This window comes from Kribbella jiaozuonensis (assembly GCF_005233875.1).
Taxonomy (GTDB): domain Bacteria; phylum Actinomycetota; class Actinomycetes; order Propionibacteriales; family Kribbellaceae; genus Kribbella; species Kribbella jiaozuonensis.
On the sequence record NZ_SZPZ01000003.1, the window covers coordinates 819,102 to 844,409 of the forward strand.

28 protein-coding genes are annotated in these 25,308 nt (G+C 68.2%); 18 read left to right on the plus strand and 10 right to left on the minus strand.

Annotated features, from left to right (window positions below; translation table 11 throughout):
- Window positions 1–3: 3 nt before the first annotated feature.
- The 3 genes from FDA38_RS23690 to FDA38_RS23700 form a co-directional block, all read right to left on the minus strand.
- Entirely contained in the window at window positions 4–423 is a 420-nt protein-coding gene (locus FDA38_RS23690; protein WP_137256264.1) for a VOC family protein, read from the minus strand.
- 90 nt (window positions 424–513) lie between these two features.
- A complete protein-coding gene (locus FDA38_RS23695) occupies window positions 514–1,098 on the minus strand; it encodes a GNAT family N-acetyltransferase (RefSeq protein ID WP_137256265.1) in 585 nt (194 codons plus the stop codon).
- A 4-nt stretch (window positions 1,099–1,102) separates the two neighbouring features.
- Window positions 1,103–2,122: an SIS domain-containing protein gene (locus FDA38_RS23700; RefSeq protein WP_137256266.1), complete on the minus strand. Its 1,020-nt coding sequence runs from the start codon at window positions 2,120–2,122 to the stop codon at window positions 1,103–1,105.
- Window positions 2,123–2,261: 139 nt separating this feature from the next.
- On the opposite strand from FDA38_RS23700, the gene FDA38_RS23705 reads away from it, so the two are divergent.
- Window positions 2,262–2,981, plus strand: coding sequence for a GntR family transcriptional regulator (locus FDA38_RS23705; protein ID WP_130388014.1), 720 nt, complete (start codon window positions 2,262–2,264; stop codon window positions 2,979–2,981).
- A gap of 207 nt (window positions 2,982–3,188) precedes the next feature.
- Window positions 3,189–4,214: a class II fructose-bisphosphate aldolase gene (gene fbaA, locus FDA38_RS23710; protein WP_137256267.1), complete on the plus strand. Its 1,026-nt coding sequence runs from the start codon at window positions 3,189–3,191 to the stop codon at window positions 4,212–4,214.
- An 80-nt stretch (window positions 4,215–4,294) separates the two neighbouring features.
- Here fbaA and FDA38_RS23715 read toward each other — a convergent pair whose 3' ends face one another.
- The 3 genes from FDA38_RS23715 to FDA38_RS23725 are packed head-to-tail and all read right to left on the minus strand — an operon-like array spanning window position 4,295 to window position 6,508.
- Window positions 4,295–5,266 (minus strand): type IV toxin-antitoxin system AbiEi family antitoxin domain-containing protein, encoded by a 972-nt coding sequence (locus FDA38_RS23715; RefSeq protein WP_233714881.1) that lies wholly within the window; start codon window positions 5,264–5,266, stop codon window positions 4,295–4,297.
- A 45-nt stretch (window positions 5,267–5,311) separates the two neighbouring features.
- Window positions 5,312–6,046, minus strand: a complete 735-nt coding sequence (locus tag FDA38_RS23720; RefSeq protein WP_137256268.1) for an N-acetyltransferase — start codon at window positions 6,044–6,046, stop codon at window positions 5,312–5,314.
- A 12-nt stretch (window positions 6,047–6,058) separates the two neighbouring features.
- Window positions 6,059–6,508: an HNH endonuclease gene (locus tag FDA38_RS23725; RefSeq protein WP_130442568.1), complete on the minus strand. Its 450-nt coding sequence runs from the start codon at window positions 6,506–6,508 to the stop codon at window positions 6,059–6,061.
- A 144-nt stretch (window positions 6,509–6,652) separates the two neighbouring features.
- Between FDA38_RS23725 and FDA38_RS23730 the strand changes: the two genes are divergently transcribed.
- The 3 genes from FDA38_RS23730 to FDA38_RS23740 all read left to right on the plus strand — a co-directional run bounded on the left by FDA38_RS23730 (window position 6,653) and on the right by FDA38_RS23740 (window position 9,186).
- Window positions 6,653–7,060: a DUF3151 domain-containing protein gene (locus tag FDA38_RS23730; RefSeq protein ID WP_137256269.1), complete on the plus strand. Its 408-nt coding sequence runs from the start codon at window positions 6,653–6,655 to the stop codon at window positions 7,058–7,060.
- 43 nt (window positions 7,061–7,103) lie between these two features.
- Window positions 7,104–7,835 (plus strand): 2-phosphosulfolactate phosphatase, encoded by a 732-nt coding sequence (locus FDA38_RS23735; RefSeq protein ID WP_202877795.1) that lies wholly within the window; start codon window positions 7,104–7,106, stop codon window positions 7,833–7,835.
- A gap of 151 nt (window positions 7,836–7,986) precedes the next feature.
- Window positions 7,987–9,186, plus strand: coding sequence for an MFS transporter (locus tag FDA38_RS23740; RefSeq protein ID WP_137256270.1), 1,200 nt, complete (start codon window positions 7,987–7,989; stop codon window positions 9,184–9,186).
- On the opposite strand, the gene FDA38_RS23745 is transcribed toward FDA38_RS23740, so the two are convergent.
- Window positions 9,173–9,991, minus strand: a complete 819-nt coding sequence (locus FDA38_RS23745; protein WP_137256271.1) for a helix-turn-helix transcriptional regulator — start codon at window positions 9,989–9,991, stop codon at window positions 9,173–9,175. The genes FDA38_RS23740 and FDA38_RS23745 overlap by 14 nt on opposite strands.
- 57 nt (window positions 9,992–10,048) lie before the next feature.
- On the opposite strand from FDA38_RS23745, the gene FDA38_RS23750 reads away from it, so the two are divergent.
- Both FDA38_RS23750 and FDA38_RS23755 read left to right on the plus strand, forming a co-directional pair.
- Window positions 10,049–10,525 carry a VOC family protein gene (locus FDA38_RS23750; protein ID WP_137256272.1) on the plus strand — a complete coding sequence of 159 codons (477 nt, stop codon included), beginning with the start codon at window positions 10,049–10,051 and terminating at the stop codon, window positions 10,523–10,525.
- A 296-nt stretch (window positions 10,526–10,821) separates the two neighbouring features.
- Window positions 10,822–12,102, plus strand: coding sequence for an adenylosuccinate synthase (locus FDA38_RS23755; protein ID WP_137256273.1), 1,281 nt, complete (start codon window positions 10,822–10,824; stop codon window positions 12,100–12,102).
- Between the two features lie 24 nt (window positions 12,103–12,126).
- On the opposite strand, the gene FDA38_RS23760 is transcribed toward FDA38_RS23755, so the two are convergent.
- Window positions 12,127–14,004 carry a serine/threonine-protein kinase gene (locus FDA38_RS23760; RefSeq protein ID WP_137256274.1) on the minus strand — a complete coding sequence of 626 codons (1,878 nt, stop codon included), beginning with the start codon at window positions 14,002–14,004 and terminating at the stop codon, window positions 12,127–12,129.
- 90 nt (window positions 14,005–14,094) lie between these two features.
- Here FDA38_RS23760 and FDA38_RS23765 point away from each other — a divergent pair, with 90 nt between their 5' ends.
- Entirely contained in the window at window positions 14,095–14,427 is a 333-nt protein-coding gene (locus FDA38_RS23765) for a DUF1330 domain-containing protein (protein WP_233714882.1), read from the plus strand.
- Window positions 14,428–14,504: 77 nt separating this feature from the next.
- Window positions 14,505–15,101: a DJ-1/PfpI family protein gene (locus FDA38_RS23770; RefSeq protein WP_137256275.1), complete on the plus strand. Its 597-nt coding sequence runs from the start codon at window positions 14,505–14,507 to the stop codon at window positions 15,099–15,101.
- On the opposite strand, the gene FDA38_RS23775 is transcribed toward FDA38_RS23770, so the two are convergent.
- Window positions 15,090–15,791 carry an SDR family oxidoreductase gene (locus FDA38_RS23775; RefSeq protein ID WP_137256276.1) on the minus strand — a complete coding sequence of 234 codons (702 nt, stop codon included), beginning with the start codon at window positions 15,789–15,791 and terminating at the stop codon, window positions 15,090–15,092. The two genes, FDA38_RS23770 and FDA38_RS23775, sit on opposite strands and share 12 nt — an antisense overlap.
- 89 nt (window positions 15,792–15,880) lie before the next feature.
- Between FDA38_RS23775 and FDA38_RS23780 the strand changes: the two genes are divergently transcribed.
- The 3 genes from FDA38_RS23780 to FDA38_RS23790 all read left to right on the plus strand — a co-directional run bounded on the left by FDA38_RS23780 (window position 15,881) and on the right by FDA38_RS23790 (window position 18,245).
- Window positions 15,881–16,465 carry a TetR/AcrR family transcriptional regulator gene (locus FDA38_RS23780; RefSeq protein WP_137256277.1) on the plus strand — a complete coding sequence of 195 codons (585 nt, stop codon included), beginning with the start codon at window positions 15,881–15,883 and terminating at the stop codon, window positions 16,463–16,465.
- A 16-nt stretch (window positions 16,466–16,481) separates the two neighbouring features.
- The gene (locus FDA38_RS23785) at window positions 16,482–16,877 is read left to right on the plus strand and encodes a PPOX class F420-dependent oxidoreductase (RefSeq protein ID WP_137256278.1); all 396 of its coding nucleotides are present in this window, start codon (window positions 16,482–16,484) and stop codon (window positions 16,875–16,877) included.
- Between the two features lie 171 nt (window positions 16,878–17,048).
- Complete coding sequence (locus tag FDA38_RS23790) at window positions 17,049–18,245, plus strand: alginate lyase family protein (protein ID WP_137256279.1); 1,197 nt, start codon at window positions 17,049–17,051, stop codon at window positions 18,243–18,245.
- A gap of 51 nt (window positions 18,246–18,296) precedes the next feature.
- Here the strand turns inward: FDA38_RS23790 and FDA38_RS23795 are convergent, their stop codons facing one another.
- Window positions 18,297–19,103 (minus strand): siderophore-interacting protein, encoded by an 807-nt coding sequence (locus FDA38_RS23795; RefSeq protein WP_137256280.1) that lies wholly within the window; start codon window positions 19,101–19,103, stop codon window positions 18,297–18,299.
- A gap of 115 nt (window positions 19,104–19,218) precedes the next feature.
- On the opposite strand from FDA38_RS23795, the gene FDA38_RS23800 reads away from it, so the two are divergent.
- From FDA38_RS23800 to FDA38_RS23825, 6 genes are read left to right on the plus strand one after another with little or no spacing between them, the layout of a single operon-like run.
- Window positions 19,219–20,292, plus strand: a complete 1,074-nt coding sequence (locus FDA38_RS23800) for a FecCD family ABC transporter permease (RefSeq protein ID WP_137256281.1) — start codon at window positions 19,219–19,221, stop codon at window positions 20,290–20,292.
- Window positions 20,289–21,326 (plus strand): FecCD family ABC transporter permease, encoded by a 1,038-nt coding sequence (locus tag FDA38_RS23805; RefSeq protein WP_137256282.1) that lies wholly within the window; start codon window positions 20,289–20,291, stop codon window positions 21,324–21,326. Before FDA38_RS23800 ends, FDA38_RS23805 begins: the two co-directional genes overlap by 4 nt.
- 3 nt (window positions 21,327–21,329) lie before the next feature.
- Window positions 21,330–22,229 carry an ABC transporter ATP-binding protein gene (locus FDA38_RS23810; protein WP_137256283.1) on the plus strand — a complete coding sequence of 300 codons (900 nt, stop codon included), beginning with the start codon at window positions 21,330–21,332 and terminating at the stop codon, window positions 22,227–22,229.
- 13 nt (window positions 22,230–22,242) lie between these two features.
- Window positions 22,243–23,277 (plus strand): ABC transporter substrate-binding protein, encoded by a 1,035-nt coding sequence (locus FDA38_RS23815; protein ID WP_202877796.1) that lies wholly within the window; start codon window positions 22,243–22,245, stop codon window positions 23,275–23,277.
- On the plus strand, window positions 23,274–24,263 hold the full coding sequence (locus FDA38_RS23820) for a FecCD family ABC transporter permease (protein ID WP_137256284.1): 990 nt from the start codon (window positions 23,274–23,276) through the stop codon (window positions 24,261–24,263). Before FDA38_RS23815 ends, FDA38_RS23820 begins: the two co-directional genes overlap by 4 nt.
- On the plus strand, window positions 24,260–25,300 hold the full coding sequence (locus FDA38_RS23825) for a FecCD family ABC transporter permease (RefSeq protein ID WP_137256285.1): 1,041 nt from the start codon (window positions 24,260–24,262) through the stop codon (window positions 25,298–25,300). The genes FDA38_RS23820 and FDA38_RS23825 overlap by 4 nt, the downstream gene beginning before the upstream one ends.
- The last annotated feature ends 8 nt before the right edge of the window (window positions 25,301–25,308 follow it).

The window sequence follows — 25,308 nt, forward strand, 5'->3', positions numbered from 1 at the left end:
GCGTCAGGCCTTCAAGCCTTCGAAGATCTCCAGGTAGTGCGGGTTGTTCATGATGCCGATGAGGTTGCCGAACGGGTCCACGACGGACGCCGTGCGGAAGCCGGTGTTGTTGCCGCGTTCGGTGATCGGCTCCTGGAGGGTGGCGCCGTGGTCGAGGAGGTGCTTGAGCTCGGCCTCCAGGTCGTCGACGTGCCAGTGAATGACGGCGCCGGCGGGGCCGGACGCGACCTGGTGCGAGGCGTACTTCGCATCGATGATCCCCAGCTCGCACTGGAAGTCGCCGAACCGGAACTCGACGTACGCCGGGTCCTCGGCAGTCGGCACGGCGTAATACGCCTCGATGCCGAGCAGCTTCTCGTACCAGGCGCGTGCCGCCTTCACATCCGCGGCGTAGAAGCTGACGGTGGCGAATCCTCGCATCATCGTGCTGGTCCTTTCCTGGGAACTTCCCGGTTGATGACCACCACGATTCCAGCCAAAGTGCTCACCGAGTGAGCACTTTGATGGGCGGAGTTATTCGTCGGTACGCAGGCGGCCGTGGAGGTGCCAGTCGTGCCAGCCATCGGCGTGCTTGATCGCCTGCCGCAGCGTGCCCTCGGCTCTATATCCGGTGCGCTCGGCGACTCGGCAGGACGCGGTGTTGGCGCTGGAGTGCTGGATGCTCAGCCGGTTGAAGCCGATCAGCTCGAACGCCCAGGCCGACAATGCCTCGACCGATCTCGGGGCGATCGACCGGCCCCGAGCGCCAGGGGTCACCCAGTACGACAGGCTGGCCGACCCCTCGGCTAGCGAGATGTTGCGCAGGCCAACCTGTCCCAGCGGCCGATCGTCGTCGCCATCGACCACCGCCCAGCTCGCTGCCGTCTCGGTCTCCCAGCGGCCGGCCCACTGCCCGACCCACACAGCTGCTTCCTCGAGTGTGTCGAGCCGGCGGACGTGCCACCGCTGGATGTCAGGACAGGCGAACGCCGTCAGCACGACGCCCGCGTCGTCCTGCTGCCACGGCCGCAGGACCAATCCGTCGTACGCCGTCAGCCGCGGCTGACTGGCACCTCGCAGCGTTCCATCAGGTAGGGCCGGATCGACGAGCAGCGGCACGGATTCAGTCCGTCTGGGTGACCTTGCGGAGGCCCCGGGGAGCGTCCGGGTCCAGACCGAGCTTGCGGGCCAGCAGTTCGATGGCTCGCTGGGCAGGGATGACGAGGGCGAGCGGGGCGAGAGTCTCAGGGAGGTCGGGGCCGGCAAGGTTCACGTCGCAGCGCGAACCGAACGTGGGGTCGCCGCCGATGCCCAGGATCTTGCTGCCCTTCTCGCGGACAAGGCCGGCCAGCTCGGTCATACCGGGGAGCGCGGGGCCGTCGCCCGCGGCGACCAGGATCGTGACGAGGTCGGCGTCGACGACGGCGATCGGGCCGTGCTTCAGGTCGGCGTACGAGAGTCCGCGCACCGGCTGCAGACAGGTCTCCTCGAGCTTCAGCGCAACCTCGAGCGTGGTGCCGAAGGTCAGGCCCCGGCCGCTGGCGAGCACGTCGTGCGCGCCGGCGAGCAGGTCCGCCGCAGCCTCGACCGACCCCGACAGCATCTTGGCCGCCGCGTCCGGCACCCGAGCGATGTCCGCGTCGAGCGTCCCCGGCCGCTGCGCGAGCGCGTCCACGGCAACCGTGATCGCGGCCAGCTGCGTCGTGTAGGTCTTGGTGGCCGGTACGGCGAGCTCCTTGCCGGCCTGCGTGATCAGGGCGACGTCGGCTGTCGACGCCAGCGGGCTGTTGCCGTCGTTCGTGATGCCGACGATCGCGGCGCCGTTCCGCTTCGCCCACTCCGCCGTGTCGACGATCTCCTGGGTCGCACCGGACTGGCTGACCGCGACGACCAGCGAGTTCGAGAGGTCGAGGTTCGCGCCGTACAGCGTGGCCACCGACGGAGCTGCCAGGGACGCCTGCCGCCCGGCGTGGATCTCGGTCAGGTAGCGGCCGTAGACCCCCGCGTTGTCCGACGATCCGCGGGCCACGAAGATCACGTTCCGGCGTCCGGCGGCCAGCCTGGTGATGTCGTGCCGCAGCGGCAGAACATGCTCGAACGTCGCCGCGAGCGCGGCCGGCTGTTCGGCGATCTCGCGCGCCATCTGGGTTTCGTTGGCGGGGACAGACACCACTGGGATCACTGGTCCTATCTGGTCTTAACAGGTATGCTGCGCACGATAGCAGTGAGCGGCGTCCCGGGGCACCCCCGAGATCCGCCCAGGTCTGGAGGATCGAGATTCCATGGTGGCGACGAAGCGGGCCCAGGTCCGATCGGTGCTGGAACGGCTGATCGATGTCGAGCTGCATCCCGGCGACCCGATCCCGTCCGAGCGGGCCCTGGTGGACAAGCTGAACGTCTCCCGGGTGACCGTCCGGCAGGCGATCAGCGACCTGGTCGAGTCCGGTGCGCTGGAGCGGGTGCACGGCAAGGGCACCTTCGTCACCGGCCCCCAGGTCGACTCCCAGCTGCACCTGACCTCGTTCTCCCGGGAGATGCGGGCCCGTGGCCTCGAGCCCGGGACCGTGGTGCTGTCGGCCAGCGAGATCGAGGCCTCCGACGAGACCGCCAAGGGCCTGCGGGTCGCCAAGGGCACCAAGGTGATCCGGGTCGAGCGGCTCCGCACGGCCGACGCGTCGCCGATGGCCTACGAGGTCGGCTATTACCCGTCCGCGCTCTTCCCCGGCCTGCTCGGCCGCGAGCTCGGCACCCTCTACGACGTCTTTGCCAGTGAGTACGACGTCGTCGTCACCTCCGGTGAGCAGACCGTCCGGGCGGACAACGCCGACGGTCATGTCGCCCGGGTGCTCGGCGTGGCCAGGCGGGCACCCCTGCTGGTCCTCGAACGCACCACGTTCGCCGGCCGCAAGGTCGTCGAGCTGTCCTGGTCGGCCTACCGCGCCGACCGCTACCGGCTGCACATGGCCCTCACCCCCCGCGGCCCGCGAACCGGGTCCGCCTGACCGTCCCGGGAGCGACGTCTGCTCCCGGAGGACATCCGGACGCAACGAACTGGATCGGTCCTGTTCATCAACTGGTCTACATCCCTGCCGATCGCTCCCCGGCCACCGGGCCGGCCCGGCAGGCAGGCCGCTGGTCACGACGAAGTGCCGGGCGGCAATACTGGAGCCGAACCCACAAGAACTGTGTTGTGAGGAGTACCGCGAGACATGCCTATTGCAACCCCTGAGGTCTACGCCCAGATGCTGGACAAGGCCAAGCAGAACCGCTTCGCCTACCCGGCCATCAACGTCAGCTCCTCGCAGACGCTGAACGCCGCGATCCGCGGTTTCGCCGAGGCGGGCTCGGACGGCATCATCCAGGTCTCCACCGGCGGTGCGGAGTACCTGTCCGGTCCGACCGTGAAGAACATGGTGACCGGTGCGGTCGCGCTGGCGGCGTACGCGCACGAGGTCGCCAAGAACTACCCGGTGAACATCGCGCTGCACACCGACCACTGCCCGAAGGACAAGCTCGAGGGCTTCGTCCGGCCGCTGCTGGAGATCTCCGCCGAGCGCGTCGCGCGCGGCGAGAACCCGCTGTTCCAGTCGCACATGTGGGACGGCTCGGCGGTGCCGCTGACCGAGAACCTGGAGATCGCCAAGGAGCTGCTGGCCAAGACGGCCGCGGCGAAGATCGTCCTGGAGATCGAGGTCGGTGTCGTCGGCGGCGAGGAGGACGGTGTCGCCAACGAGATCAACGAGAAGCTCTACACCACCGTCGAGGACGGCCTGGCCACGGTCGAGGCGCTCGGCACCGGTGAGAACGGCCGCTACCTGACCGCGCTGACCTTCGGCAACGTGCACGGCGTCTACAAGCCCGGTGCGGTCAAGCTGCGCCCGGAGATCCTCGCCGAGATCCAGGAGCAGGTCGGCGCCAAGGTCGGCAAGGAGCGCCCGTTCGACCTGGTGTTCCACGGTGGCTCCGGCTCGACGCTGGAGGAGATCCGGGCCGCGGTCGACCACGGTGTCATCAAGATGAACGTCGACACCGACACGCAGTACGCGTTCACCCGGCCGGTGGCCGCGCACATGTTCAAGAACTACGACGGCGTGCTGAAGGTGGACGGCGAGGTCGGCAACAAGAAGGCCTACGACCCGCGCGCCTGGGGCAAGACGGGCGAAGAGGGTATGGCGAACCGCGTCGGCGAGGCCTGCGAAAGCCTCCGCTCGACGGGCACGTCGCTGAACGGCTGACATCATCTGGGGTCCTCCTCAAAAGGGATCTCTTCGAAGGGCTCGCCACCGCGTGGACAGCGCGGCGGTGAGCCCTTCTGTCACATCCGGGCTCGGGCGAGGTCGAAGTGGCGGATGCCGGTGCGGCGGGCTGCTCGGGTGAACGTGGTTCGGATGCGGTCGGCCACGGTCGGTGGGTCGTCGAGGTCTGTCCAGGAGATCCGGCAGTGCTCGACTGGTTGCGGTCCATCGGGATCGGCTGCGGGTGGCTCGGGGAGCGGTTCTTCGACCGAGGGCTCGAATTCCTCGCACCAGAAGGGGAAACGGGCCTCGAATTCGACGACTGTGCGGTCGTCCGGGAACCAGAGCCCTTCGGCGGGGAAGTCCGGGTCGTCGGCTTCCGGGGGTGGTGTTGGGCTAGGTGTGGGCAGACCTGCGGTGGCGAGGATCAGGCGGAGACGGGACTCGGCGATCGAGGCCGCGCCGGTGAGGTGATCCAGGACCGCGAGCGCACGCTTGTTGCCGTGGTCGAGCGAGGAGACCGCGTGTTTGAGCGTGCGCTTGCTGACGAGACCGGCGTACATGGCGGCGTCGGCGAGCACGACCGCCGGAACAGGTGGTGCGGTAGCAGCCACCTCGGCGATCGCGCGGGCGGGTGAGGACATGCGCAACCCGTTCCACAGTTGGAGGCCGGTGCCGACCGGATCGCGGATGTGGCGATGGACGCCGCCGCGTATTCGACCGGATCGCCCGTCGGGCGCTGTCACGTGGACACGGGTCAGGTCGAGACCCCAGACAGGTAAGGCATGTAGGGCCGCAGCGGATTGATGGCTCGCGTAGAGGTTGGGGCCGCCGGCGCGGAGGACGCGGTACAGCTTCCGCAGGTGGAGGACCTCGTCGGTGACGAGCATGAGCGAGCGTTGGGCGGCGTACGTCCCGCGCCGGATCCGGCGCCAGCCGCCGGTGGCCAGCAGGGTGTCGATGTCAGCGTCGGGGTAACCACAGGCACGCGCGTCGGCCCGGGTGAACACGCCACCACGGATCGACGCCATCACAGCAAGTTGAGGATTCATGCCCTAGAACTTGCCGCGATCCAACCTCGCCCGGACCGATGATTTTCAAGCTGTGGAGAACTTGTGTCGCACCCAAACGTTGGGCTCGACGTAAACGGCCCGGTCGGCGGCAACATCGCAGTCCACGGGGTCGAGGCCACCCGCGACCTCGACCGGACCGCTGCGATCGAACGGAAGCCCGGTCCACGAACGCCACTCGGCCAGCGACCCTGCGATCACCCAGGACGCGGGCGCGACGCCGGCGATCTCCCCTCCGGCGCGGACGTGGGTGCGCAGCCACGGATCGCATGGCAGGCCGTCAGCGCGCGTCCTGGCGACGTACTCGGCCATTGAGGTCCGAGGGTCCAGGTGCTTGTGCGTCGGCCGCACCGGGGCATCCAGGACCTCTAGCCCGGCATCAGCGGCCGCCTCCCGAAGGGCAGCCAGCATGAGTGCCGCGATGCCCTGGTTCTGCCAGTCGTGCGCGACGCTGATGTTGAGGGCGCAGGCCGTGTCAGGTCGTACGCCGCGGCGTACGTCGGTGAAGGCCCAGACGACGGCCTGCTCCCATCCGCCGGGCGGGAAGTCCGAGCGACGGGCCAACTGGACGGCGTGGGCGTCGGCAACGACGCAGTCGTCCACAGTGGCGATCAGGCAGGTTGCAGGGAACGTCGAAGGGACCTGGCCGAAGTACGCCTCGGATACGCGGTTGTGGCGCATGAACTCGGGCCAGCCGCGTACGTCGATCTCCGCGTTCGCGAGCCCGGGGCGATCAGCGACGGTGGTGATCTCCACGGGCATGAAAAAAGCTCGTCATCTGTCTATGACGAGCTCGGCGCGGGTTGGAACCCAGGGTTGCCAAAGGAGCGGCATGTCGGCCTCGGACGGAGTGCGGTTGCCTTTCCGCTCGTTGCACGAGGCATGGGCGGCCACGGCATTCAGCCACTCGGTGCGGCCGCCCCTGGATCTGGGTTGGACATGGTCCATGGTGTCGGCGTTCTCGAGACCGCAGTACGCGCAGCGGAACTTGTCCCGGCGGAGGACACCGTGCTTGCTGTACTTCATCCGGCCGGCTGCGTAGCGCCAGTGCGTGACGACGTACCGGACCAGGCGCAGGACGCGAGGGACCGGGAAAGGGCCGATAGTTCGCTCTCCGTGCGCCTCTTCCACCACTGCGACCTCCCGCACCAGCATCCGGATGGCGTGCTGGATCGAGACGGTGTGCAGCGGTTCGTACGACGCGTTCAGGACTATGACGCTCATCCGGTGCCTCCTTCCGGCCGTAGCTGGGAACCACGGCGGTTTGACGCAGGGTCTCAAGCATCCGTGGCCGGTGGGTGAACGGTCAACGGATTTCGTCAGACGGTCACGTGCCGGTACGGCTGCGTGATCGGCGAAGATGTGCTTATGGAATTGAACAATCTGCTCTCAGGCCCACCCGAGACACTACTACCGGTCGACCCGGCCGCGGCGGAACTCGCCGACGGGGTCGCTCCGGCCGACGTCGCGGCCAAGTACCCGACGTCGTCGCTGGCCTGGGCCGTGCTTGCCGAGGGTGCCTTGGCGGACGGCCGGACCATCGAGGGTTACGCGTACGCGCGCACCGGATACCACCGTGCACTGGACCTGCTCCGGCGCAACGGCTGGAAGGGCCACGGACCTGTGCCGTGGGAGCACGAGCCGAACCGCGGGTTCCTGCGCGCACTGGCGGCGCTGGGCAAGGCGGCTGCGCTCATCGACGAGAAGGACGAGGCGGAGCGCTGCGCCACGTTCCTGCGCGACTCGTCGCCGGCTGCTGCCGACGCCCTGAGCTGAAACCTGGTTGTCGGGTTGGTTGCTCGGCGGGATGATCTGCCGGGTGACCAGCCCTTATGAGCAGGCCGGGTTCGGCGTCGGGTTCGACTGGGGTCCGGTCGGTGCCGAGGTCGTTGCCGGGGACATCGTCGCTGTGGTGGACGTGTTGTCGTTCACGACCGCGGTGACAGTGGCGGTCGATCTCGGGATCGACGTCTATCCCTATCGGTGGCGGGACGAGACGGCTGTTGCTTATGCCGAGCGGTGGGGCGCGAAGCTGGCGGTCGGGCGGTCCGAGGCCGGGCCGGGTGACGTGAGTTTGTCGCCGGCGACGATCCGGCGGGCGGAGGGCGTCCGCAGGTTGGTGCTGCCGTCGCCGAACGGATCGACGATCGCGAAGCAGCTCAGTGACGGTGGCGCGACGGTGATCGCTGTGTCGTTGCGTAACCGCCGAGCAGCGGCGGACTGGGTCAGGGAGCAGGACAAACGAGTTGTCGCGATCGCAGCAGGGGAGCGGTGGAAGGACGGGTCGCTCCGGCCGGCTGTCGAGGATCTGTGGGGAGCCGGCGGGTTCCTGAGCGCGCTCGACCGGGACGACCTGTCCCCGGAGGCGCGCGCGGCGGTTGCGGCGTACGACGCGGTTGCCGGCGAACTGCCGGAGCTCTTGCACGAATGCGCCGGCGGGCGCGAGCTGACGCAGTACGGGTATCCGGAGGATGTCGCGATCGCGGCCGAGGTGGACGCGAGTACGAGCGTGCCGGTGCTCGTGGACGGTACGATGTTCCGGTCAACCTGAATCAAGAACGAATGCCCGTTGACAGTGCCGGCAGGTGGCGAGCGTCCCCGCTTCTTGCCGAACATGGACGGTTCTAGGCGGACGGACAGACCGGCGAAGCTGGACGCCCACGGTCGGGTCCCCGCCCCTCCGGGCAGCGGAAGGTCACACCGTGCCGGCTCTCACCGGACGGATCGGCGCGCCCACTTACGCAGCGGTACTGCGTACTCCTGGCGCGTGGAAGTTCTACCTCGCAGCGGCCCCGGCAAGGATCGGGATCGCAATGACCGGCCTCGGCATCGTCTGGCTGGTCCACGGATCGACCGGCTCGTACGCCGCAGCAGGAAGCGTCACCGGCGGATTCGCCGTGGCCGAAGCGGTCGCCGGACCGCAGGTCGCGCGGCTGATCGACCGTTTCGGTCAGACCCGGATGTTGCCGGTCACGCTCCTCGCCCACGCGACGGCGATGGCTCTGCTCATCAGCCTCACCGTCTCCGACACGCCGCTCTGGTCGCTCGTTGTAGCCGGTGTCCTCGCCGGCGGATCACTTCCGCAGGTGAGTGCGCAGACGGCGGCCCGGTGGTCGTACGCGCTCCGCGACACCACACTGCTCTCGTCGGCATTCGCGCTGGAGGCGTTGAGCGTCGGCATCGCGTTCATGGTCGGTCCAGGGCTGGTCGGCATCGTCAGCTCGTCGACCAGCCCGGCTGCAGGTTCGATCCTCGCGACGAGCCTCCTACTGGCCGGCGGCTTCCTGCTAGCGATGCAGCGCCGTACGGCGCCACCGCCGACCGTGGCCGGAGAACACGTCAGCGCGAAACACCTACTGCACAAGCGATTCGCCGGCCTCGTCGGCACGAACATCGGCATCGGACTGTTCTTCGGCAGCATGCAGGTCTCCGTCACGGCCTTCGCAGTCTCGAGAGGTACGCCGGGCCTCGCCGGACCGCTCTACAGCATCACCAGCATGGTGAGTCTGTTCGCCGGACTCGTGTACGGCGCACGCCGCTGGCGGACTGCTCCGGAGACTCAGTTCGTCATCGCCTTCGTCTGGCTGACGGTCAGCTGTGTACCTCTGCTCGCCGCGCACACCCCACTCGTCGCAGCTTTCGCGTTAGCCCTTCCTGGCTTGGCGATTGCGCCGTTCCAGACCCTGTCCGCGGTGCTGGCCGAGTCGACCGTCCACCCTGCGATCCTGACTCAGGCCTTCACCTGGCTGAACTCAGGCGGCGCAGCAGGTATCGCACTGGGCTCCGCCTTCGCCGGCTGGGTCGTCGACGGACACACCGCGCAGTACGGCTTCGTGGTCGCGCTGGCTGCTGCCGTGATGGCAACGATGATGGCGGTGACGGTGAAGCTCAGCGATAGGTGATCTGGCGTTCGGCGGCGGCTCGGGTGGCGTACTCCAAAGGCGTCAGGCCGATCTGCTGTTTGAACTCCTTCGAGAAGTGGGCCTGGTCGAAGTAGCCGAGGGATGCGGACAGCTCCGCCAGCTCGGTCACTTCGCCCTGGGCCAGCAGTTCGGCGCCGTCGTGCAGCCGGTAGCGCCGTAGGACCCATTTCGGGCCGACGCCGACGTACCGGCGGAAGAGTCGTTGCAGAGTGCGGATCGGTACGTCGAAGCGCTCGGTGATCTCGTCGACGCGGGCCACCGAGCGGTCGGCCGCCATCGTGGCGACGATCTCCCGGACCAGTTCGTACGACGGGTCCGGCGGTGCGAGGTGGTCGTGCAGGAACGCCTCGAACACCGCGCGGCGGCGTCCGTCGGACTCGGCCGCGAATATCAGGTCGGCGAGACGGTCGCCATCGGGGAAGACATCTGTCAACGGCAGCACGAGGTCGCAGAGGGAACCCACATCGAGCCCCGTGATCGCGCCGAACCCGCCGGCCCAGAACTTAACGCCGAACGCCCGGCCGCGGCCGACCAGTTCGCGTTCGAACTTGCGCGTGCAGACCCCGTTCACGAACGCGCCGCCCGGCTGCTCGAACGTCACGTTCACGCTCGGGAACGGCAGCACCTCGGCCGTGTACGGCTCGTCCAGATCCCACTCGACGATCCAGTACCACTCCACGAACCGGCCGGCGTCCGGGCCGGGTGCGAGGCGGTGCAGCGAACGGTGCCGGGCCTGCTCCCGTGGGTGCAGGATGCCTCGCTCGCTGTCCGCTGGCTGGGTCAAGGCTGGCTGTCGCTTTCTTACAAGACCGCTACGGCCCCCGGCGACTTCACTGGAGGCATGACGACGAACACGGTAAACCCCACCCCCGACGGTTATCACTCGCTGACCCCGTACCTCGCCGTCCCGGACGGGCCGAAGGCGATCGAGTTCTACCGGTCGGTGTTCGGGGCGGAGGTGATCAGCCGGCAGGACCTGCCGGACGGGCGGGTTGCGCACGCGGAGCTGAAGTTCGGCAACTCGATGCTGCAGCTGAGCGACGCGATGCCGGAGATCGGCCTGCGGGCGCCGACCGGCGAGTGGGTGCATTCCTCGCTGGTGCACTACGTGCCGGACGTGGACGCGACGTACGCGAAGGCGATCGAGGCCGGCGCGAAATCCGTCGAAGAGGTGCAGACCTTCCTGACCGGTGACCGCTTCGGCACCGTGATCGACCCGTTCGGGCATCGCTGGGCGATCATGACCCGGGTCGAGGACGTCTCCCGCGAGGAGGCCGAGCGGCGGATCAACGAGTGGCTGGCGACCCAGGCCCAGTAAATGAGGAAGCGGCCCGCCGGAACCGTCCCCTGCGGCAGTTTCGGCGGGCCGCTGACTAAGAGTGTGCACGCGATCACGCTAAATGGCAACCCATCGCTTGATGAAACAACTACTTGAAACGCTCGATTAAGGGTTATGGACAGGCCCGAAACGGCTGCGCCCGGTTCCGGTAAGCTTTGGTCGCAAGAGCCTGGATGCGTTGCCGGATGAATGTCTGGTGAACGTCTCCGGGCTTCACCGTTTCCAGCACCGACCGCCACGGGGTGTGAAGTTGGTGCGTGAAGAGGAGGGCTGAGATGCCCGCAATCGTGCTCGTCGGCGCCCAGTGGGGCGATGAGGGCAAAGGCAAGGCGACCGATCTGCTCGGCAACACGGGCGAGGTCATCGACTACGTGGTGAAGTTCAACGGCGGTAACAACGCCGGCCACACGGTCGTGATCGGATCCGAGAAGTACGCGCTGCACCTGCTCCCGAGCGGCATCCTCACACCGGGTGTGACCCCGGTGATCGGCAACGGGGTCGTGGTCGACCTCAGCGTGCTGTTCGAGGAGCTCGACGCGCTGCAGGCGCGCGGGGTGGACACGTCGCGACTCGTGGTCAGTGCGAGCGCGCACGTCATCCCGCCGTACAACCGGACTCTCGACAAGGTCACCGAGCGGTTCCTCGGCAGCCGGAAGATCGGGACCACGGGCCGCGGTATCGGTCCGACGTACGCCGACAAGATGAACCGGGTCGGCATCCGGATCCAGGACCTGTACGACGAGAAGATCCTCGAGCAGAAGGTCACCGGTGCGCTGGAGCAGAAGAACCAGCTGCTGGTGAAGGTGTACAACCGGCGCGCGGTCGAGATCCGCGAGGTGCTGGACGAGCTGCTCGCGTACGCCGACCGCCTGCGGCCGATGGTCGCGGACACCAGCCTCCTGCTGAACAAGGCCCTCGACGACGGCAAGACGGTGCTGATGGAGGCCGGTCAGGCAACGCTGCTCGACGTCGATCACGGCACGTACCCGTTCGTCACCTCGTCGAACGCGATCTCCGCGGGCGCCTGCACCGGCACAGGCATCCCGCCGACCCGGATCGACCGCGTGATGGCCGTCGTGAAGGCCTACACGACCCGTGTCGGCGAAGGCCCGTTCCCGACCGAGCTGCTGGACGCCGACGGCGAGTGGCTCCGACAGCAGGGCTTCGAGTTCGGTACGACGACCGGCCGCCCGCGCCGCTGCGGCTGGTACGACTCGGTCATCGCCCGGTACGCCGCCCGCGTGAACGGCGTCTCGGACTTCGTGCTCACCAAGCTCGACACCCTGACCGGCCGCGAGAAGATCCCGGTCTGCGTCGCGTACGACGTGAACGGCGTCCGGTACGACGAGATGCCGATGACCCAGACCGACTTCCACCACTCGGTCCCGGTCTACGAGGAGTTCGACGGCTGGTCCGACGACATCACCGGCTGCCGCACGTTCGAGGACCTGCCGAAGGAAGCGCAGTCCTACGTCCGCGCGGTCGAGTCGCTCAGCGGCGCGCGCATTTCCGCCATCGGCGTCGGCCCGGAGCGCAGCCAGATCGTCCAGCTGTAAGAAGGACGTCCGGCCTCCCCGTCGTCAGTTACCGATGATGGGGAGGTCCCGGATGAACGGCGCGTTGCGCAGGTCGCCGAGGGTCGGCCGCTCGATGTTCGGTGTCTCGATCGGATTGCGAGCCCAGTCCGCGCCCGCGCCCTGCGTGGCCTTGTAGAACGTGATGCCACCGATCGCCAGCAGTACGACGGCGATCAGCGCGGACAGCCAGTGCGCGCGGAACGTGTTGCGCGCCGTGATGTGGGCGCCTCGACGCAGCGAACTGCCGCCGGGGCCCCACCACGAGAAGAAGAGCGCAGTCAGCGCGGCGCTGCCGAAACCGACGGCCGACAACGGCTGCCAGTTCAGGTCGTACGTCGTGGCGGCGACCGCGGTGACGATGCCGCCGACAACAACCGCCGACATCAGCGGCAGGATCAGGCACGGCAGCGTGATCAGGAAAGCCATCACCAGTTGCAGCGGGCTGGCGGCCGCAGCGACGACGCCGTCCGACTTGCCGGACCGTCCGCGGACCTGACGGCGCCGCATCAACGCCGTACTCGAGCGGTCGACGGTCCGTGCGAGCACGAGCAGGATGACGGCGACGGCTGAGCCGATCACCGGGGTCAGCGCGATCAGTCCGGTCAGCGCGACCATGAAGCCGACGACGACCGCAGTACGTCGACCGGTCGGCGGGGCTTTGGTGGGCTGCGCAGGTTGGGCAGGCTGCACGGGAGCCGGCGGACCGGCCTGCTGGTACGGCTGCGGGTAAGGCTGTGAGTACGGCGCCGGCGGACCGCTCTGGTACGGCAGCGGCATCCCGGCCGGAGCAGCCGCGTTGGGAGCCGGGCTGTAGGTCGCGGGGTGCTGTGGGACCTCGGCGACCTGCTTCTTGGCAGCAGCCGCGTCCCGGATCTTGTCCCGGATCGGCGTGAACGCCGACAGCGGCGGGATGACCGGCGGCACCAGCCCTGCGACCTCAGTCGGAGTCGGGCCGTCAGGTTCTTCCTCCGTCGGCATGACCTTGGTCACGAGCCGAGTCGGCGGTACGGCGGCCACGGTCGGCGTCTCGCGCGGTGCGAGCGCGTCGCGGCCCTCGGAGTACCGGGTCAGACCGTCCATGATCTCGTCCTGAGTCGGCCGGTCGGCCTTGCTCGGTGAGAGCGCCGCGGCGAGCAGGGGCTTCAGTCGCGGGTCCAGCCCCTCCAGGTCGGCGTGACCGGAGTGCACGCGCGCCAGCACGGCCTCGAACGGTCCCTTGCCGAAAGGCCTGCGTCCGGTCGCGGCAAACGCCACGGTGGCGGCCCAGCCCCACCAGTCCGCGGACTGCGACACCATCTCGCCCTCGATGAGCTCGGGCGCAAGGTATCCCGGCGTACCGATCACCAGGCCGGTCTGGGTGAGCCGGAGGTCGTCGGCGGCTTGCGCGATGCCGAAGTCGATCATCACCGGTTTGCCGTTGAACATCATCACGTTGCCGGGCTTCAGGTCGCGGTGGATCACGCCGACCGCGTGGATCGCCTGCAGCGACTCGGCCAGGCAGCCGGCCAGCGGCAGCCACTTGCGTGGGGTCAGCGGGCCGCGCTCGTCCACCTGCTCGTCCAGCGGCCGGCCCGGAACGAACCGGGTCACCAGGTACGGCCGGTCGGCCTCCAGGTCGTGGTCGAGGATGCCGGCCACACCGGGGTGGTCCACCTTCTGCAGTGTGGTCGCTTCGCGCTGCAAGCGGGCCCGTGCGATCGGGTCGTGGGCGACGTGCGGTCGCAGTACCTTGACCGCGACCTCCTGGTGCTCAGGGCCTTCGGCGAGGTAGACGACTCCCATGCCGCCCTGGCCGAGCCGCCGGATCAACCGGTACGGCCCGAGCCGCTCGTCCTCCACCTCCTCCGCATGGGTGGAAGGCGGTCCCCCTGTGACTGACATGGCATCTACGGTACGTCGGGAGCAGACCAAGCCGTCCGGATGACGTCTGAGGTAATCGTGCGAATTCTCCCCGTGGTCAAGGCTGGAGCCATGACACAGAGAATGAAGGCCTACGCGATCGCCTACCTGCGCAACGTCCGGATGGGCGCCGACATCGTCGAGTACCTCGAGCGGATCGACGAGACGCTCGCGCCGTACGACGGTCACTTCCTCGTGCACGGCGCGAAGCCCGAGCAGATCGAGGGCGAGTGGGAGGGGGCGCCGATCGTGATCGAGTTCCCCGACTGCGACCATCTGCGGGACTGGTACGAGTCGCCGGACTACCTCGAGATCCTGCCGCTGCGGACCGAGAACTCCGACGGCGTGGTGATCTTCGTCGAGGGCGTCGACCGCAAGCACAAGGCCACCGACGTACTGGTCTGAGACGGCTGGCCAGATCCTTGCGAACATGGGCTTTGTGGCCACTGGCTGCCTTCGACCCGTCCCGGTTGGGTGGAGGTATGCGAATCGAGATCCTGGTGTTCGACGGTGTGGACGAGATGGACGTGATGGGACCGTTCGAGGTCTGGAGTCACGCGGCCCGGCGGCCCGAGTTCGAGCTGGCGCTCGTCGGGCTGGACGGGCCGGCCGAGGTGACCGGGCTGCACGGCCTGCAGTTCAAGGCACCAGAGGGCCTGGGGCAGCCGGATGCCCTGTTCGTCCCGGGCGGTGGGTGGATGAACCGCGCGGACAAGGGCTCGTGGGCGGAGGCTCGGCGAGGTGTGATGACGGCCCGGATCGCCGAGCTGGCGCCGTCGCTGCAGTGGATCGGCTCGGTGTGCACCGGCTCGATGCTGCTCGCCGAGGCCGGGCTGGTGAAGGGTCGCCCGGCCACGACGAACCGCGGCGCGTGGGCGGAGCTGGAGACATTCGGCGCTGACCTCAAGACCAACCGGGTGGTCGACGACGGCACACTGATCACCGCCGGCGGAATCACCTGCGGGATCGATCTTGCGCTGCATGTCGTCGAGCGCGAACTCGGTGCGGACGTCGCCGACGGGATCGCGGGTGCGATGGAGTACACCCGCGATCGCGACGTCTACGTCTCAGCCGACTAGCTCGGGGTACAGCGCGGTCAGGTCGCCGGAGATCGCGGCCTTGGCGCCGCGGGCGGTGTCGTCGGCGAGGACCTCGTGGGCGCCGGACTCGATGCCGTCGAGGGCCTGCTTGGCGATGTCCTCGGGGCGCGACTTCGGCGCGGTGACCTGGGTCGTCATGTCGGTGTCGACGTACCCCATGTGCAGGCCGGTGACGCCGATGCCGCGGTTGAGCAGCTCGACCCGGATCGCGTTGGTCTGCAGCCAGAACGCTGCCTTGGTCGCGGAGTACGCGCCGTGCCGGGCGACCCAGGACAGGGCCGAGTGGGCGTTCAGGATGTGGCCGCCGCCGTTGCGCTCGATGATCGGGACGAAGGCCCGGGTCAGCTGCAGCGGTCCGAAGAAGTTCGCGTCGAAGACGGCGCGGACGTCCTCGATCGAGCTGTCCAGGTAGGTGTCCGGCGAGCTGGCGCCGGCGTTGTTGATCAGGATCGTGACGTCCGGAGCAGCCTCGGCCAGGGCGTCGATCGAGGCCTGGTCGGTGATCTCGAGCGGCAGCGGTACGACGCGCGGATCGGTGCTCGGCTTCGGAGTACGGGCGGTGGCGTAGACCTTGGCCGCGCCGCGGCTCAGCAGGTCGTCGACGATCGCCTTGCCGATACCGCGCTGGCCGCCGGTGACGAGGACGACGGCGCCATCGAGTGTGGTCATCTGAAAACTCCCTTGGAGGAAACCGATCTGTTTCGAACACAGTAAACCGATCGGTTTCCGTTTTCAAATCCAACCGGTACCCTCGTTCCATGAGCACTTCGGCGACACCCCGTGAGCGACTGCTGGACGCCGCGGGGGAACTCTTCTACCGCGACGGCGTCAACATTGGAGTGGACGCGCTCTGCAAGGCGGCCGGGGTGTCGAAGAAGTCGATGTACCAGCTGTTCCGGTCGAAGGACGAGTTGATCGCGGAGAGCCTGGCCAGCCGCGGCCCGGCGTACCAGGCGCTGCTGCATCCGGGCGCCGAGGACGACCGGTCGCCGCGGGAGCGGATCCTGACCGTATTCGAGCGCCAGGACGAGCTGGTTGCTTCCGGCAACTACCTTGGCTGCCCCTATGTGAGTACCGCGGTGGAGCTGAAGAACCCGGAGCACCCTGGGTCGGTGGTGGCGCGGCACTTCAAGCAGCAGCTGACCGACTTCTTCCACCGCGAGCTGGTGAAGGCCGGCGCCGAGGATCCGTCGACGCTGGCGATCCAGCTCACGATGGTCTTCGACGGCGCGAGCGCGCGGGCCGTCGTCCGCGCCCAGCCGCTCGGCGGCATCGGCGGCGTCACGGCCGCGGCGTTGCTGGACGCCGCCGGCGTGCGCGCGGGCGAGCTTGCCCTCAGCTGAGCCTATTCTCGGCGGGGTGGAGATTCCTGCCGAGTTTCATGACCTGCTGTCCTCGAAGGCGATCGCGATGGTCGGGACGATCGGTCGGCGCGGCGAACCGCAGGTGACGCCGCTGTGGTTCCTCTGGGACGGCGAGCGGGTACGCATCAGCCTGGTGGACGGACGGCAGAAGCTGCGCAACCTGCAGCGGAATCCGGCGATCTCGCTGGTCGTCGTCGACCCGGCCCGGCCGACGTACTACGTCGAACTGCGGGGCCGGATCGACGACCTGGTGCCGGACCCGGAGTTGGCGCTCGAGCAGGCGGTCGCGACGAAGTACACCGGCAGCTGGACCGACGTCGAGCCGGCCGGTACAACGCGGTACGCGACGAGCATCGTGGTCGAGAAGATCACCAGCCAGCTGGGTCACTGACGATGGGACAAACTCTCACTTTGTTCCGCTGACCTGGGAAAACCCGGCCGCCTGTTCCGTTCGGGCTGGGGTGTTGACGCCATTACTTGACGTCGTCAACACTTTCGCAAAGACCCTGCGCTAGTGGGGGAAGCGCACGTGTCCACCGCCCCGAAAGACAGGACACCGCCCATGAGAAAGAAACCTCTGGTTCTGGCTGCAGCCTGTGCTGCGTTGGTTGCCGGGACGCTCAGTAGCCCGGCTGTTGCCGCCTCGAACGCTCCGGCGAAGGTAGATGCGCCGGCTACGTTCACGCATCCCGGTGTTGGCGTGAGTCGGGCGCAGCTCGACTTCGTGAAGGCCAAGGTGCAGGCCGGCGCGCAGCCCTGGACGAACGCGTTCAACCAGGCGAAGAACAGCGCGTACGGTTCGCTGTCCCGGACGCCCACGCCGCGTGCGGTCGTGGAGTGCGGCCCGTACTCGAACCCGAACCTCGGCTGCACGAACGAGCGCGAGGACGCCATCGCGGCGTACACCGACGCCCTGCTCTGGTACCTGACCGGCAACACCGCGTACGCGCAGAAGTCGATCCAGCTGATGGATGCGTGGTCGGCGACCATCCAGGACCACACCAACAGCAACGCGCCGCTGCAGACAGCCTGGTCCGCGTCCTCGTGGCCGAAGGCCGCGGAGATCATCAAGTACCTGTACGGGAACTGGCCGAACTCGGGCCGGTTCGCAACCATGCTGCGCAACGTCTACGTGCCGGAGATGATCAACGGCTCGAACTCCAACGGGAACTGGGAGTTGAGTATGACCGAGGCCCTCCAGGGCATCGGCGTGTTCCTCGAGGACAAGACCATCTACGACAAGGCGATCTCGCTCTACCGGCTGCGGGTTCCGGCGTACGTGTATCTGGAGTCCGACGGTGCGCTGCCGAAGACGGTGCCGAGCCAGAACCTCAACACCCGCGACAAGATCGTCAGCTACTGGCAGGGCCAGGGGACGTTCGTGACAGGCTTGACTCAGGAGACCTGCCGCGACTTCACCCACACCGGCTACGGCATCTCGTCGATCTCACATGTGCTGGAGACCGCCCGGATCCAGGGCATCGACATGTACCCGGAGTTCGGTGAACGGCTCCGCCAGGCGCTCGGGTTCCAGTCCCGCTGGGAGCGCAACCTCGAGCCGGTGCCGTCCTGGCTGTGCGGAGGCACGGTGAACCGCGGCCTCGGCCCGATCACCGAGGTCGGTTACAACGCGCTGCACACCCGGCTCGGGATCGCGATGTCGAACACCCAGGCGCTGACCGAGTCCCGCCGCCCGGCGGGTTCGAACAACCTGTTCGTCGCGTGGGAGACATTGACCCACGCGGAGAACCCGTCCTAGTTGAAGACCTCCGGGAGGGCTGAAACTCTGCCCTTCAGCCTTCCCGGATCCTCAGCAGTGCGCTTCGCCGCGCTTCCAGTAGCCCTGGAACGAGATCGCGGCCTTCGGCATCCCGACGACGTTGACCAGGTGGCGGCGGACCGCCTTGATCATCGAGGACTCGCCGGCGACCCAGGCGTAGTCCGGGTCGAACGGCAGCTCCGCCGATTTGAGTGCCTCGAGCAACGATCCGTCGGTGACCCAGGTGACGTCCGCATTCCCGGGCAGCGGCCGCACGTCAGCAGCATCCGGTACGGCGATGAAGACGGTGGCATGTACGTCGGTCGGCAGCTCCTCGAGGATGCCCGCCACCGCCGGAAGCGCGGTCTCGTCCGCGACCAGGATCCGGCGCACGCTGCTCGCGGGCGGCACATAGTCGACGCCGGAGTGCAGCAGGCCCTTGATGCTCGTGGTGTCGACCGCGAACGGCAACAGCAGACCGATCGCGTCGCCGACCTGAGCCTCGCTGACCCACGCCGACGCCGGCCCATTGACCCCGTGCAGGACGAACTCGACGTCGAGCTCGGCGACCTCCGGGCGGAGTGCGCGCACGGTGTACGTCCGCATGATGAAACGCTCGTCGACCGGCTGCGCGCACCAATCGGCGTACCACTCGGGGCCGGACGGCAGCTTGATCGCGGTGCCGTTAGGCGGGGCGAGCAGGACCTTGATCCGCTGGTCCGGTCCGGCTGTCACCGCCGCCGCGATCCGCGGTGCGACGAACGTCACGCGGCGCAGGTGCGGGCTCAGGTCATCGACGGCCGCCACGGTGGCCAGGAGCGAGTCGAACTCGATCGGTCGCTCGAGCACAGTCGTCATACTGTGGTTTCTCCATAAACTTCGCAGGGGAGACGCAGGGTGCGGACCCGAGGGCGGCCGGGTTATGGTGAGGCGTCTAGAGGTTAGCCTTACCTAAGAGGATCCCGAAAGTCCAATGCCCCCGCCTAGTGCTGTCGCTTCCGCCGACCCCGACCTGGCAGCCGCTCCCGCGCGTCCTCGACGCCGGGCCCGGCGGACCACGCTTGTCCTCGGTCTGATCGGCTGCGTCGTGCTGCTGATCCTGGTGATGCTGCTCAGCATCGCGATCGGGTCGAAGCAGATCCCGCTGTCCACAGTGATCGATGCCCTGCGCCACTACAACGAGTCGAACACCGACCACGTGATCGTGCGGTCGTTGCGGGTGCCGCGGACGCTGATCGGCCTAATGGTCGGCGCCGCGCTCGGGCTGTCGGGTGCGTTGATGCAGGGCGTGACCCGCAACCCGCTGGCAGATCCGGGCATCCTCGGCGTGAACGGCGGCGCCGCGCTGTTCGTTGTCGGGGGCATCTACTGGTTCGGGCTGAGCACGCTGACGGCGTACGTCTGGCTCGCGTTCGCCGGCGCGGCGGCGGCGTCGGTGGCCGTGTACTTCCTCGGGTCGCTCGGGCGGGAGGGCGCTACGCCGGTGAAGCTCGCGCTTGCGGGTGCGGCGCTGACCGCGATGCTCGGTTCGCTGACGACGGCTCTGCTGATCGGTGATGTCGACACGTTCGACCAGTTCCGGTTCTGGTCGGTCGGCTCGTTCGCCGGTCGCGGTTCGGATGTGGCGGCGCAGGTGGCGCCGTTCATCCTGGTCGGGATCGGGCTGTCGCTGTTCTGCGGGCGGGTGCTGAACGCGATGTCGCTGGGGGACGACGTAGCGAAGTCGCTCGGTCAGCGGGTCGGTCTGGCCCGGCTGTTCGTCGCGGTGGTCGTCGTACTGCTGTGTGGCGCAGCGACCGCGGCGGCCGGCCCGATCGGCTTCATCGGGTTGACCATCCCGCACGTGGCGCGGCTGGTGACCGGTCCGGACTACCGATGGATCCTGCCGTACTCGATGCTGCTGGCGCCGATCCTGCTGCTCGGTTCGGACGTGATCGGCCGGGTCGTCGCGCTGCCCGGTGAACTGCAGGTCGGGATCGTGACCGCGGTCCTCGGCGCGCCCTTCTTCATCATCCTGGTGCGACGGCGGAAGCTGGCGGACCTGTGACGGCCGAGGCAGTTCAGGTCATTGCCCGGGCGCGCGCCGCCCGGCAGAGCCGTTCGCTGGTCGTCATTGTCGGGCTGGCGGTCGTGGTGTTCGCGACCTTCTGCGTCTCGTTGTCGCTGGGTGACTTCAAGATCCCGGTGATTGACGTGGTGAAGACGCTGTTCGGCGGCGGCGACCATGCGACCGAGTTCATCGTCAACACCCTTCGGTTGCCCAGGGCACTCACCGGCCTGCTCGTCGGTACGGCGCTGGGCCTGTCCGGCGCGATCTTCCAGAGCATCGCCCGGAACCCGCTGGCCAGCCCGGACATCATCGGCGTGACGTACGGCGCGAGCGCGTTCGCGGTCTTCGCGATCGTGACGCTCGGCCTGACCGGGGTCGCCGTGTCGGCGTTCGCGATCGTCGGTGCGGTGCTGACCGCGTTCCTGATGTACGTGCTGGCCTGGCGGCACGGGGTGTCGAGTTACCGGTTGATCCTGATCGGTATCGGGATCGGCGCGATCGCGACCAGCATCACGTCGTACCTGTTGACGAAGGCGCGGGTGGAGATCGCTCAGCAGGCGCTGATCTGGCTGACCGGGAGCTTGAACGGCCGGGACTGGTCGAACGTACGGTCGCTGGCGATCACGTTCGTCGTGCTCTTGCCGTTCATGGTGTTCCTCGTGCATCAGCTGCGGATCCTGCAGCTGGGCGACGAGACGGCGTACGGGCTGGGGCTGCGGGTGGAGGTGTCGCGGCTCGGGCTGATCGTGATCGCCGTACTGCTGGCTGCCGTGGCGACTGCTGCGGCGGGGCCGATCGGGTTCGTGGCGTTCGTCGCGCCGCCGATCGCGCGGCGGCTGACCCGGTCGCCGGGGCCGGCGATGATCGCGTCCGGGTTGCTCGGGGCGCTGGTGGTGGGGTTGTCGGATCTGATTGCACAGCACGCGTTCGGGGACACGCAGCTGCCGGTCGGCGTCGTGACCGGTGTGGTGGGTGCGCCGTACCTGATGTTCTTGCTGGCCCGGGCCAACAGTGTCGGAAGTGGTGGCTGAGAGATGGAGAACGTTGTGGAACACAGCTTGGCTGCCGATGGCCTTGCCGTCGGGTACGACCAGCGGGAGATCATCCACGACCTGTCGGTACGGATCCCGACCGGGAAGATCACGGTCATCGTCGGCGCCAACGCATGCGGCAAGTCGACGCTGCTGAAGACGCTGGCGCGGCTGCTGAAGCCGTCGCGCGGGACGGTGCTGCTGGACGGCAAGAGCATCCAGCAGATCCCGACGCGCGAGGTCGCGACCAAGCTGGGTCTGCTGCCGCAGTCGCCGACCGCACCGGAGGGGATCACGGTTGCGGACCTGGTCGGGCGTGGCCGGTACCCGCGGACGCGGTGGATCCGGCAGTGGTCGAAGTCGGACGACGAGGCGGTTGCGGAGGCGATGACGTCGACCGACGTACTGTCGATCGCGGACCGGCCGATCGACGAGCTGTCCGGTGGTCAGCGGCAGCGGGTGTGGATCGCGATGGCGCTGGCGCAGGAGACCGACATCCTGCTGCTGGACGAGCCGACGACGTTCCTCGATCTGACGCACCAGTTCGAGGTACTCGATCTGCTCGTCGATCTGAACAAGTCCGACGACCGCACGATCGTGCTCGTGCTGCACGACCTCAACCAGGCCTGCCGGTTCGGCGACCACCTGATCGCGATGAAGGACGGCGCGATCGTTGCTGAGGGCAACCCGGCGGAGGTGATCACCGAGGACGTCGTACAGGACGTGTTCGGGCTGGCCGTCAAGGTCATTCCCGACCCGGTCGCCGGTACGCCGATGGTCGTACCGATCGGCCGCCACACGAGCCGGACCGACCGCGCCGAGCAACCGGCCGGCAGCACCGCCGCGCAGGCGTTGGCGGCTTCCGCGGCGGCCAACGGCGTCTGCCGCCCCATCGACCGCTGACCCAGGAGCCAGAGTGTCCAAGCTGAAGGCTGTACTGACCCTTGCCCTCATCGGCGGGCTGCTGGCCGGCTGTTCGTCGGCCGCGGGCGAGACCGGCGGGACCCGCAACCCTGTGCTGGGCACGTCCAAGGGTTCCGACGACGGGCCGACCGCTGCGCCGAGTGCGCTGGCCGACGGCATGGGCTCCGATGTCGCGAAGGACGGCGTCTTCCCGCGGACCGTCAAACACTTCAAGGGCAGTACGACGCTCAAGGCCGCGCCGACGCGCATCGCCGTACTGAGCACCGGGCAGCTCGACGACCTGCTCTCGCTGGGCATCGTGCCGACCGCGACCACGCGGGCCACGAACGCCGGGCTGGTGCCGACGTACCTGGGGACGGCGTTCCCGCAGTACAAGGCGAAGCTCGCGGCGATGACCGACGCGGGAACGCGGCAGGCTCCGAACCTGGAGACGCTTGCTGCCGCGAAGCCTGACCTGATCCTCGCCAACGACTCGCTCGGCGAGCTCTACCCGAAGCTGGCGAAGATCGCGCCGACCGTGGTGACGGCCGGCAACGGCATCAACTGGAAGCGCGACCTGTTGCTGGTCGGCGACGCCGTCGGCAAGGGGCAGGCGGCGAAGCAGTTGGTCGACAGCATCGCGACGGATGCCGCCGCGCGCGGCAAGGGCTTCAGCGGGACCACCATCTCGATGGTGCGGTTCACGCCCGACCGGACCCGGATGTTCGGCGTCTCGTCGTTCACCGGTTCGATCGCTGTCGACATGGGGTTGGGGCGCCCGGAGTCGCAGCAGTTCCGGGCGATCTCGGAGGATGTCGGCGCGGAGAGCATCGACATCGCTGACGGCGACTGGATCTTCTACTCGGTCCAGGGAGACGCGGCCAAGACCGATGCGGCGAGTGTGCTGGCCGGACCGTTGTGGCAGTCGATGAAGGCGGTCAAGGCGGATCATGCGGTCAAGGTCGACGACGATCCCTGGTACCTAAACGCGGGGCCGGCCGCTGCGCGTCTCGTCGTACAACAGCTCGCCGAGCACCTCGGCAAGTGAGGTCACGCGTCGCCTGGCCGCTGGTAGCGGTGGTGCTGGTGGCCGGAGTCGCAGTACTCAGCCTTGCTGTTGGGACTCGGCCGGTGCCGCTGTCCGCCGTGGTCGATGCGCTCTTCCATGGTGGCGGCAGCCGGGACGCACTGGTTGTTCGGTCGCTGCGGATTCCCCGGACCGAGGTCGGGCTGACTGCGGGTGCTGCACTGGGACTTGCCGGGGCGGCGTTGCAGGCGGTGACGCGTAACCCGCTGGCTGATCCGGGGATTCTCGGATTGAGTCAGGGCGCGGCGGCCGGCGTGGTGTTCGCGATCGCTTTCGGGCTGGCCAACGGGTTCAGCGGGTATGTCTGGTTCGCGTTTGTGGGTGCCGTTGTCGCTGCGTGTCTCGTGTACGCGATCTCGGTGCGGGGGCGGGGTGGTGCGTCGCCGGTGAAGCTCGCGCTGGCCGGTACTGCGCTGTCGGCGATGGCTGCCGGGGCTACGACCGTCGTACTTACGTCCAGCTCGGCCACGCTCGACCAGTTTCGGTTCTGGCAGGTGGGGGCGTTGAGCGGGCGCGATGCGGGGACTGTGGGACGGATGCTGCCGTTCCTCGTGGTCGGGGCTCTGCTTGTGCTGCTCTGCGCGCGTGGTCTGGATGCGCTTGAGCTGGGCGATGACACCGCGCGGGCGCTGGGGCATCGGGTGCAGGTCGTGCGTGGATGTGCCGCGCTGGGTGCGACTCTGCTGACGGCCGCGGCAGTTGCGGCTGCCGGTCCGATCGCGTTTGTGGGGCTGGCCGTGCCGCATCTGGCTCGTCGTCTGGTCCCGAGCGGCCACCGGCAAATGCTCCCGTTGTCTGCCTGCCTCGGAGCTGCGTTGCTGCTGGCCGCGGATGTCGCCGGGCGGGTCGTCCGCGCTCCGGCGGAGGTTCCGGCGGGAGTCATGACGGCTCTGGTCGGCGTACCGGTGCTGGTGTTCCTCGTACGCCGGAAGGTGGCCGGCGCGTGAGCACTCTGCCCGGTGGGGTCGCTGTGCTGCGACCTCGACCCCACCTGTCGTTTCTGCTGCATCGGCGTTCGGCTGTGGTCGCTGTGGTTCTCCTAGTGCTGCTCGTTGTGGTGATGCTTGTCGCGGTGTGTGTCGGGCAGACGTTCATCTCGCCTGGTGAGGTGTGGCGGACTGTGCACAGCGGCGGACGGTATGACCTGGTCGTCAACGAGTTGCGGGTGCCGCGGGTCGTGCTCGGGGCGTTGGTCGGTGGTGCGCTCGGGGTGGCTGGTGCACTGATCCAGACAGTGACGCGCAACCCGCTGGCCAGTCCGGACGTGATCGGCGTCGGGCATGGCGCAGCTGCGGCGACCGTGCTCGCTTTGGCGAGTGGAGTGGTGCGGTCGCCGGGTGCGATGCCGTTCGTCTCGGTCGCGGGAGGTCTGATGGCTGCGGCGATCGTTTACGTGCTCGCGTGGCGGCGTGGGATGCACGCCAACCGGTTCGTGCTGATTGGAGTCGGCATCGGCGTTGCACTGTCAGCCATCGTGCAGCTCTATCTCACTGACAGTCAGCTCGAGGCCGCCGAGCAGCTGAAGCTATGGCTCACCGGGAGTCTCAACGGGCGCGGCTGGGAGCAGGCCGGTCCGCTGGCCGTCGTACTCGCGGTATGCCTGCCCGCACTGGTCTGGGCCGGTCGGGCGGTGCGTCCGCTGGGCTTCGACGATGACACCGCGGCCGGGCTCGGCGTACGTGTGCAGCGGACTCGCCTCGGGCTGACCGTCCTCGGAGTCGTCCTCGCTGCTACTGCGACCGGAGCTGCCGGGCCGATCGGGTTTGTCGCATTGACCGCTCCGCAGCTTGCTCGCCGGATCACTCGTACGCCGCAACTGCCGCTGCTCGGGTCGGCGTTGACGGGCGCTGTGGTGCTGGTGGCTGCTGATCTGGCGGCTCGGACGTTACTGCCGCCGGTGGAGATTCCGGTGGGTGCGCTGACCGCGCTCGTCGGGGCGCCTTATCTGCTGTGGTTACTGGGTCGGTCCAACGAACGTCGTTGAATAGTCGG

Bases quoted from the DNA above. Each gene is read 5' to 3' on its own strand.
- FDA38_RS23690 (WP_137256264.1), bottom strand. From the start codon at position 423: ATGATGCGAGGATTCGCCACCGTCAGCTTCTACGCCGCGGATGTGAAG.
- FDA38_RS23700 (WP_137256266.1), bottom strand. From the start codon at position 2,122: ATGGCGCGCGAGATCGCCGAACAGCCGGCCGCGCTCGCGGCGACGTTC.
- FDA38_RS23705 (WP_130388014.1), top strand. From the start codon at position 2,262: ATGGTGGCGACGAAGCGGGCCCAGGTCCGATCGGTGCTGGAACGGCTG.
- fbaA (WP_137256267.1), top strand. From the start codon at position 3,189: ATGCCTATTGCAACCCCTGAGGTCTACGCCCAGATGCTGGACAAGGCC.
- FDA38_RS23715 (WP_233714881.1), bottom strand. From the start codon at position 5,266: ATGAATCCTCAACTTGCTGTGATGGCGTCGATCCGTGGTGGCGTGTTC.
- FDA38_RS23720 (WP_137256268.1), bottom strand. From the start codon at position 6,046: ATGCCCGTGGAGATCACCACCGTCGCTGATCGCCCCGGGCTCGCGAAC.
- FDA38_RS23725 (WP_130442568.1), bottom strand. From the start codon at position 6,508: ATGAGCGTCATAGTCCTGAACGCGTCGTACGAACCGCTGCACACCGTC.
- FDA38_RS23730 (WP_137256269.1), top strand. From the start codon at position 6,653: ATGGAATTGAACAATCTGCTCTCAGGCCCACCCGAGACACTACTACCG.
- FDA38_RS23750 (WP_137256272.1), top strand. From the start codon at position 10,049: ATGACGACGAACACGGTAAACCCCACCCCCGACGGTTATCACTCGCTG.
- FDA38_RS23755 (WP_137256273.1), top strand. From the start codon at position 10,822: ATGCCCGCAATCGTGCTCGTCGGCGCCCAGTGGGGCGATGAGGGCAAA.
- FDA38_RS23760 (WP_137256274.1), bottom strand. From the start codon at position 14,004: ATGTCAGTCACAGGGGGACCGCCTTCCACCCATGCGGAGGAGGTGGAG.
- FDA38_RS23765 (WP_233714882.1), top strand. From the start codon at position 14,095: ATGACACAGAGAATGAAGGCCTACGCGATCGCCTACCTGCGCAACGTC.
- FDA38_RS23770 (WP_137256275.1), top strand. From the start codon at position 14,505: ATGCGAATCGAGATCCTGGTGTTCGACGGTGTGGACGAGATGGACGTG.
- FDA38_RS23775 (WP_137256276.1), bottom strand. From the start codon at position 15,791: ATGACCACACTCGATGGCGCCGTCGTCCTCGTCACCGGCGGCCAGCGC.
- FDA38_RS23780 (WP_137256277.1), top strand. From the start codon at position 15,881: ATGAGCACTTCGGCGACACCCCGTGAGCGACTGCTGGACGCCGCGGGG.
- FDA38_RS23790 (WP_137256279.1), top strand. From the start codon at position 17,049: ATGAGAAAGAAACCTCTGGTTCTGGCTGCAGCCTGTGCTGCGTTGGTT.
- FDA38_RS23795 (WP_137256280.1), bottom strand. From the start codon at position 19,103: ATGACGACTGTGCTCGAGCGACCGATCGAGTTCGACTCGCTCCTGGCC.
- FDA38_RS23800 (WP_137256281.1), top strand. From the start codon at position 19,219: ATGCCCCCGCCTAGTGCTGTCGCTTCCGCCGACCCCGACCTGGCAGCC.
- FDA38_RS23810 (WP_137256283.1), top strand. From the start codon at position 21,330: ATGGAGAACGTTGTGGAACACAGCTTGGCTGCCGATGGCCTTGCCGTC.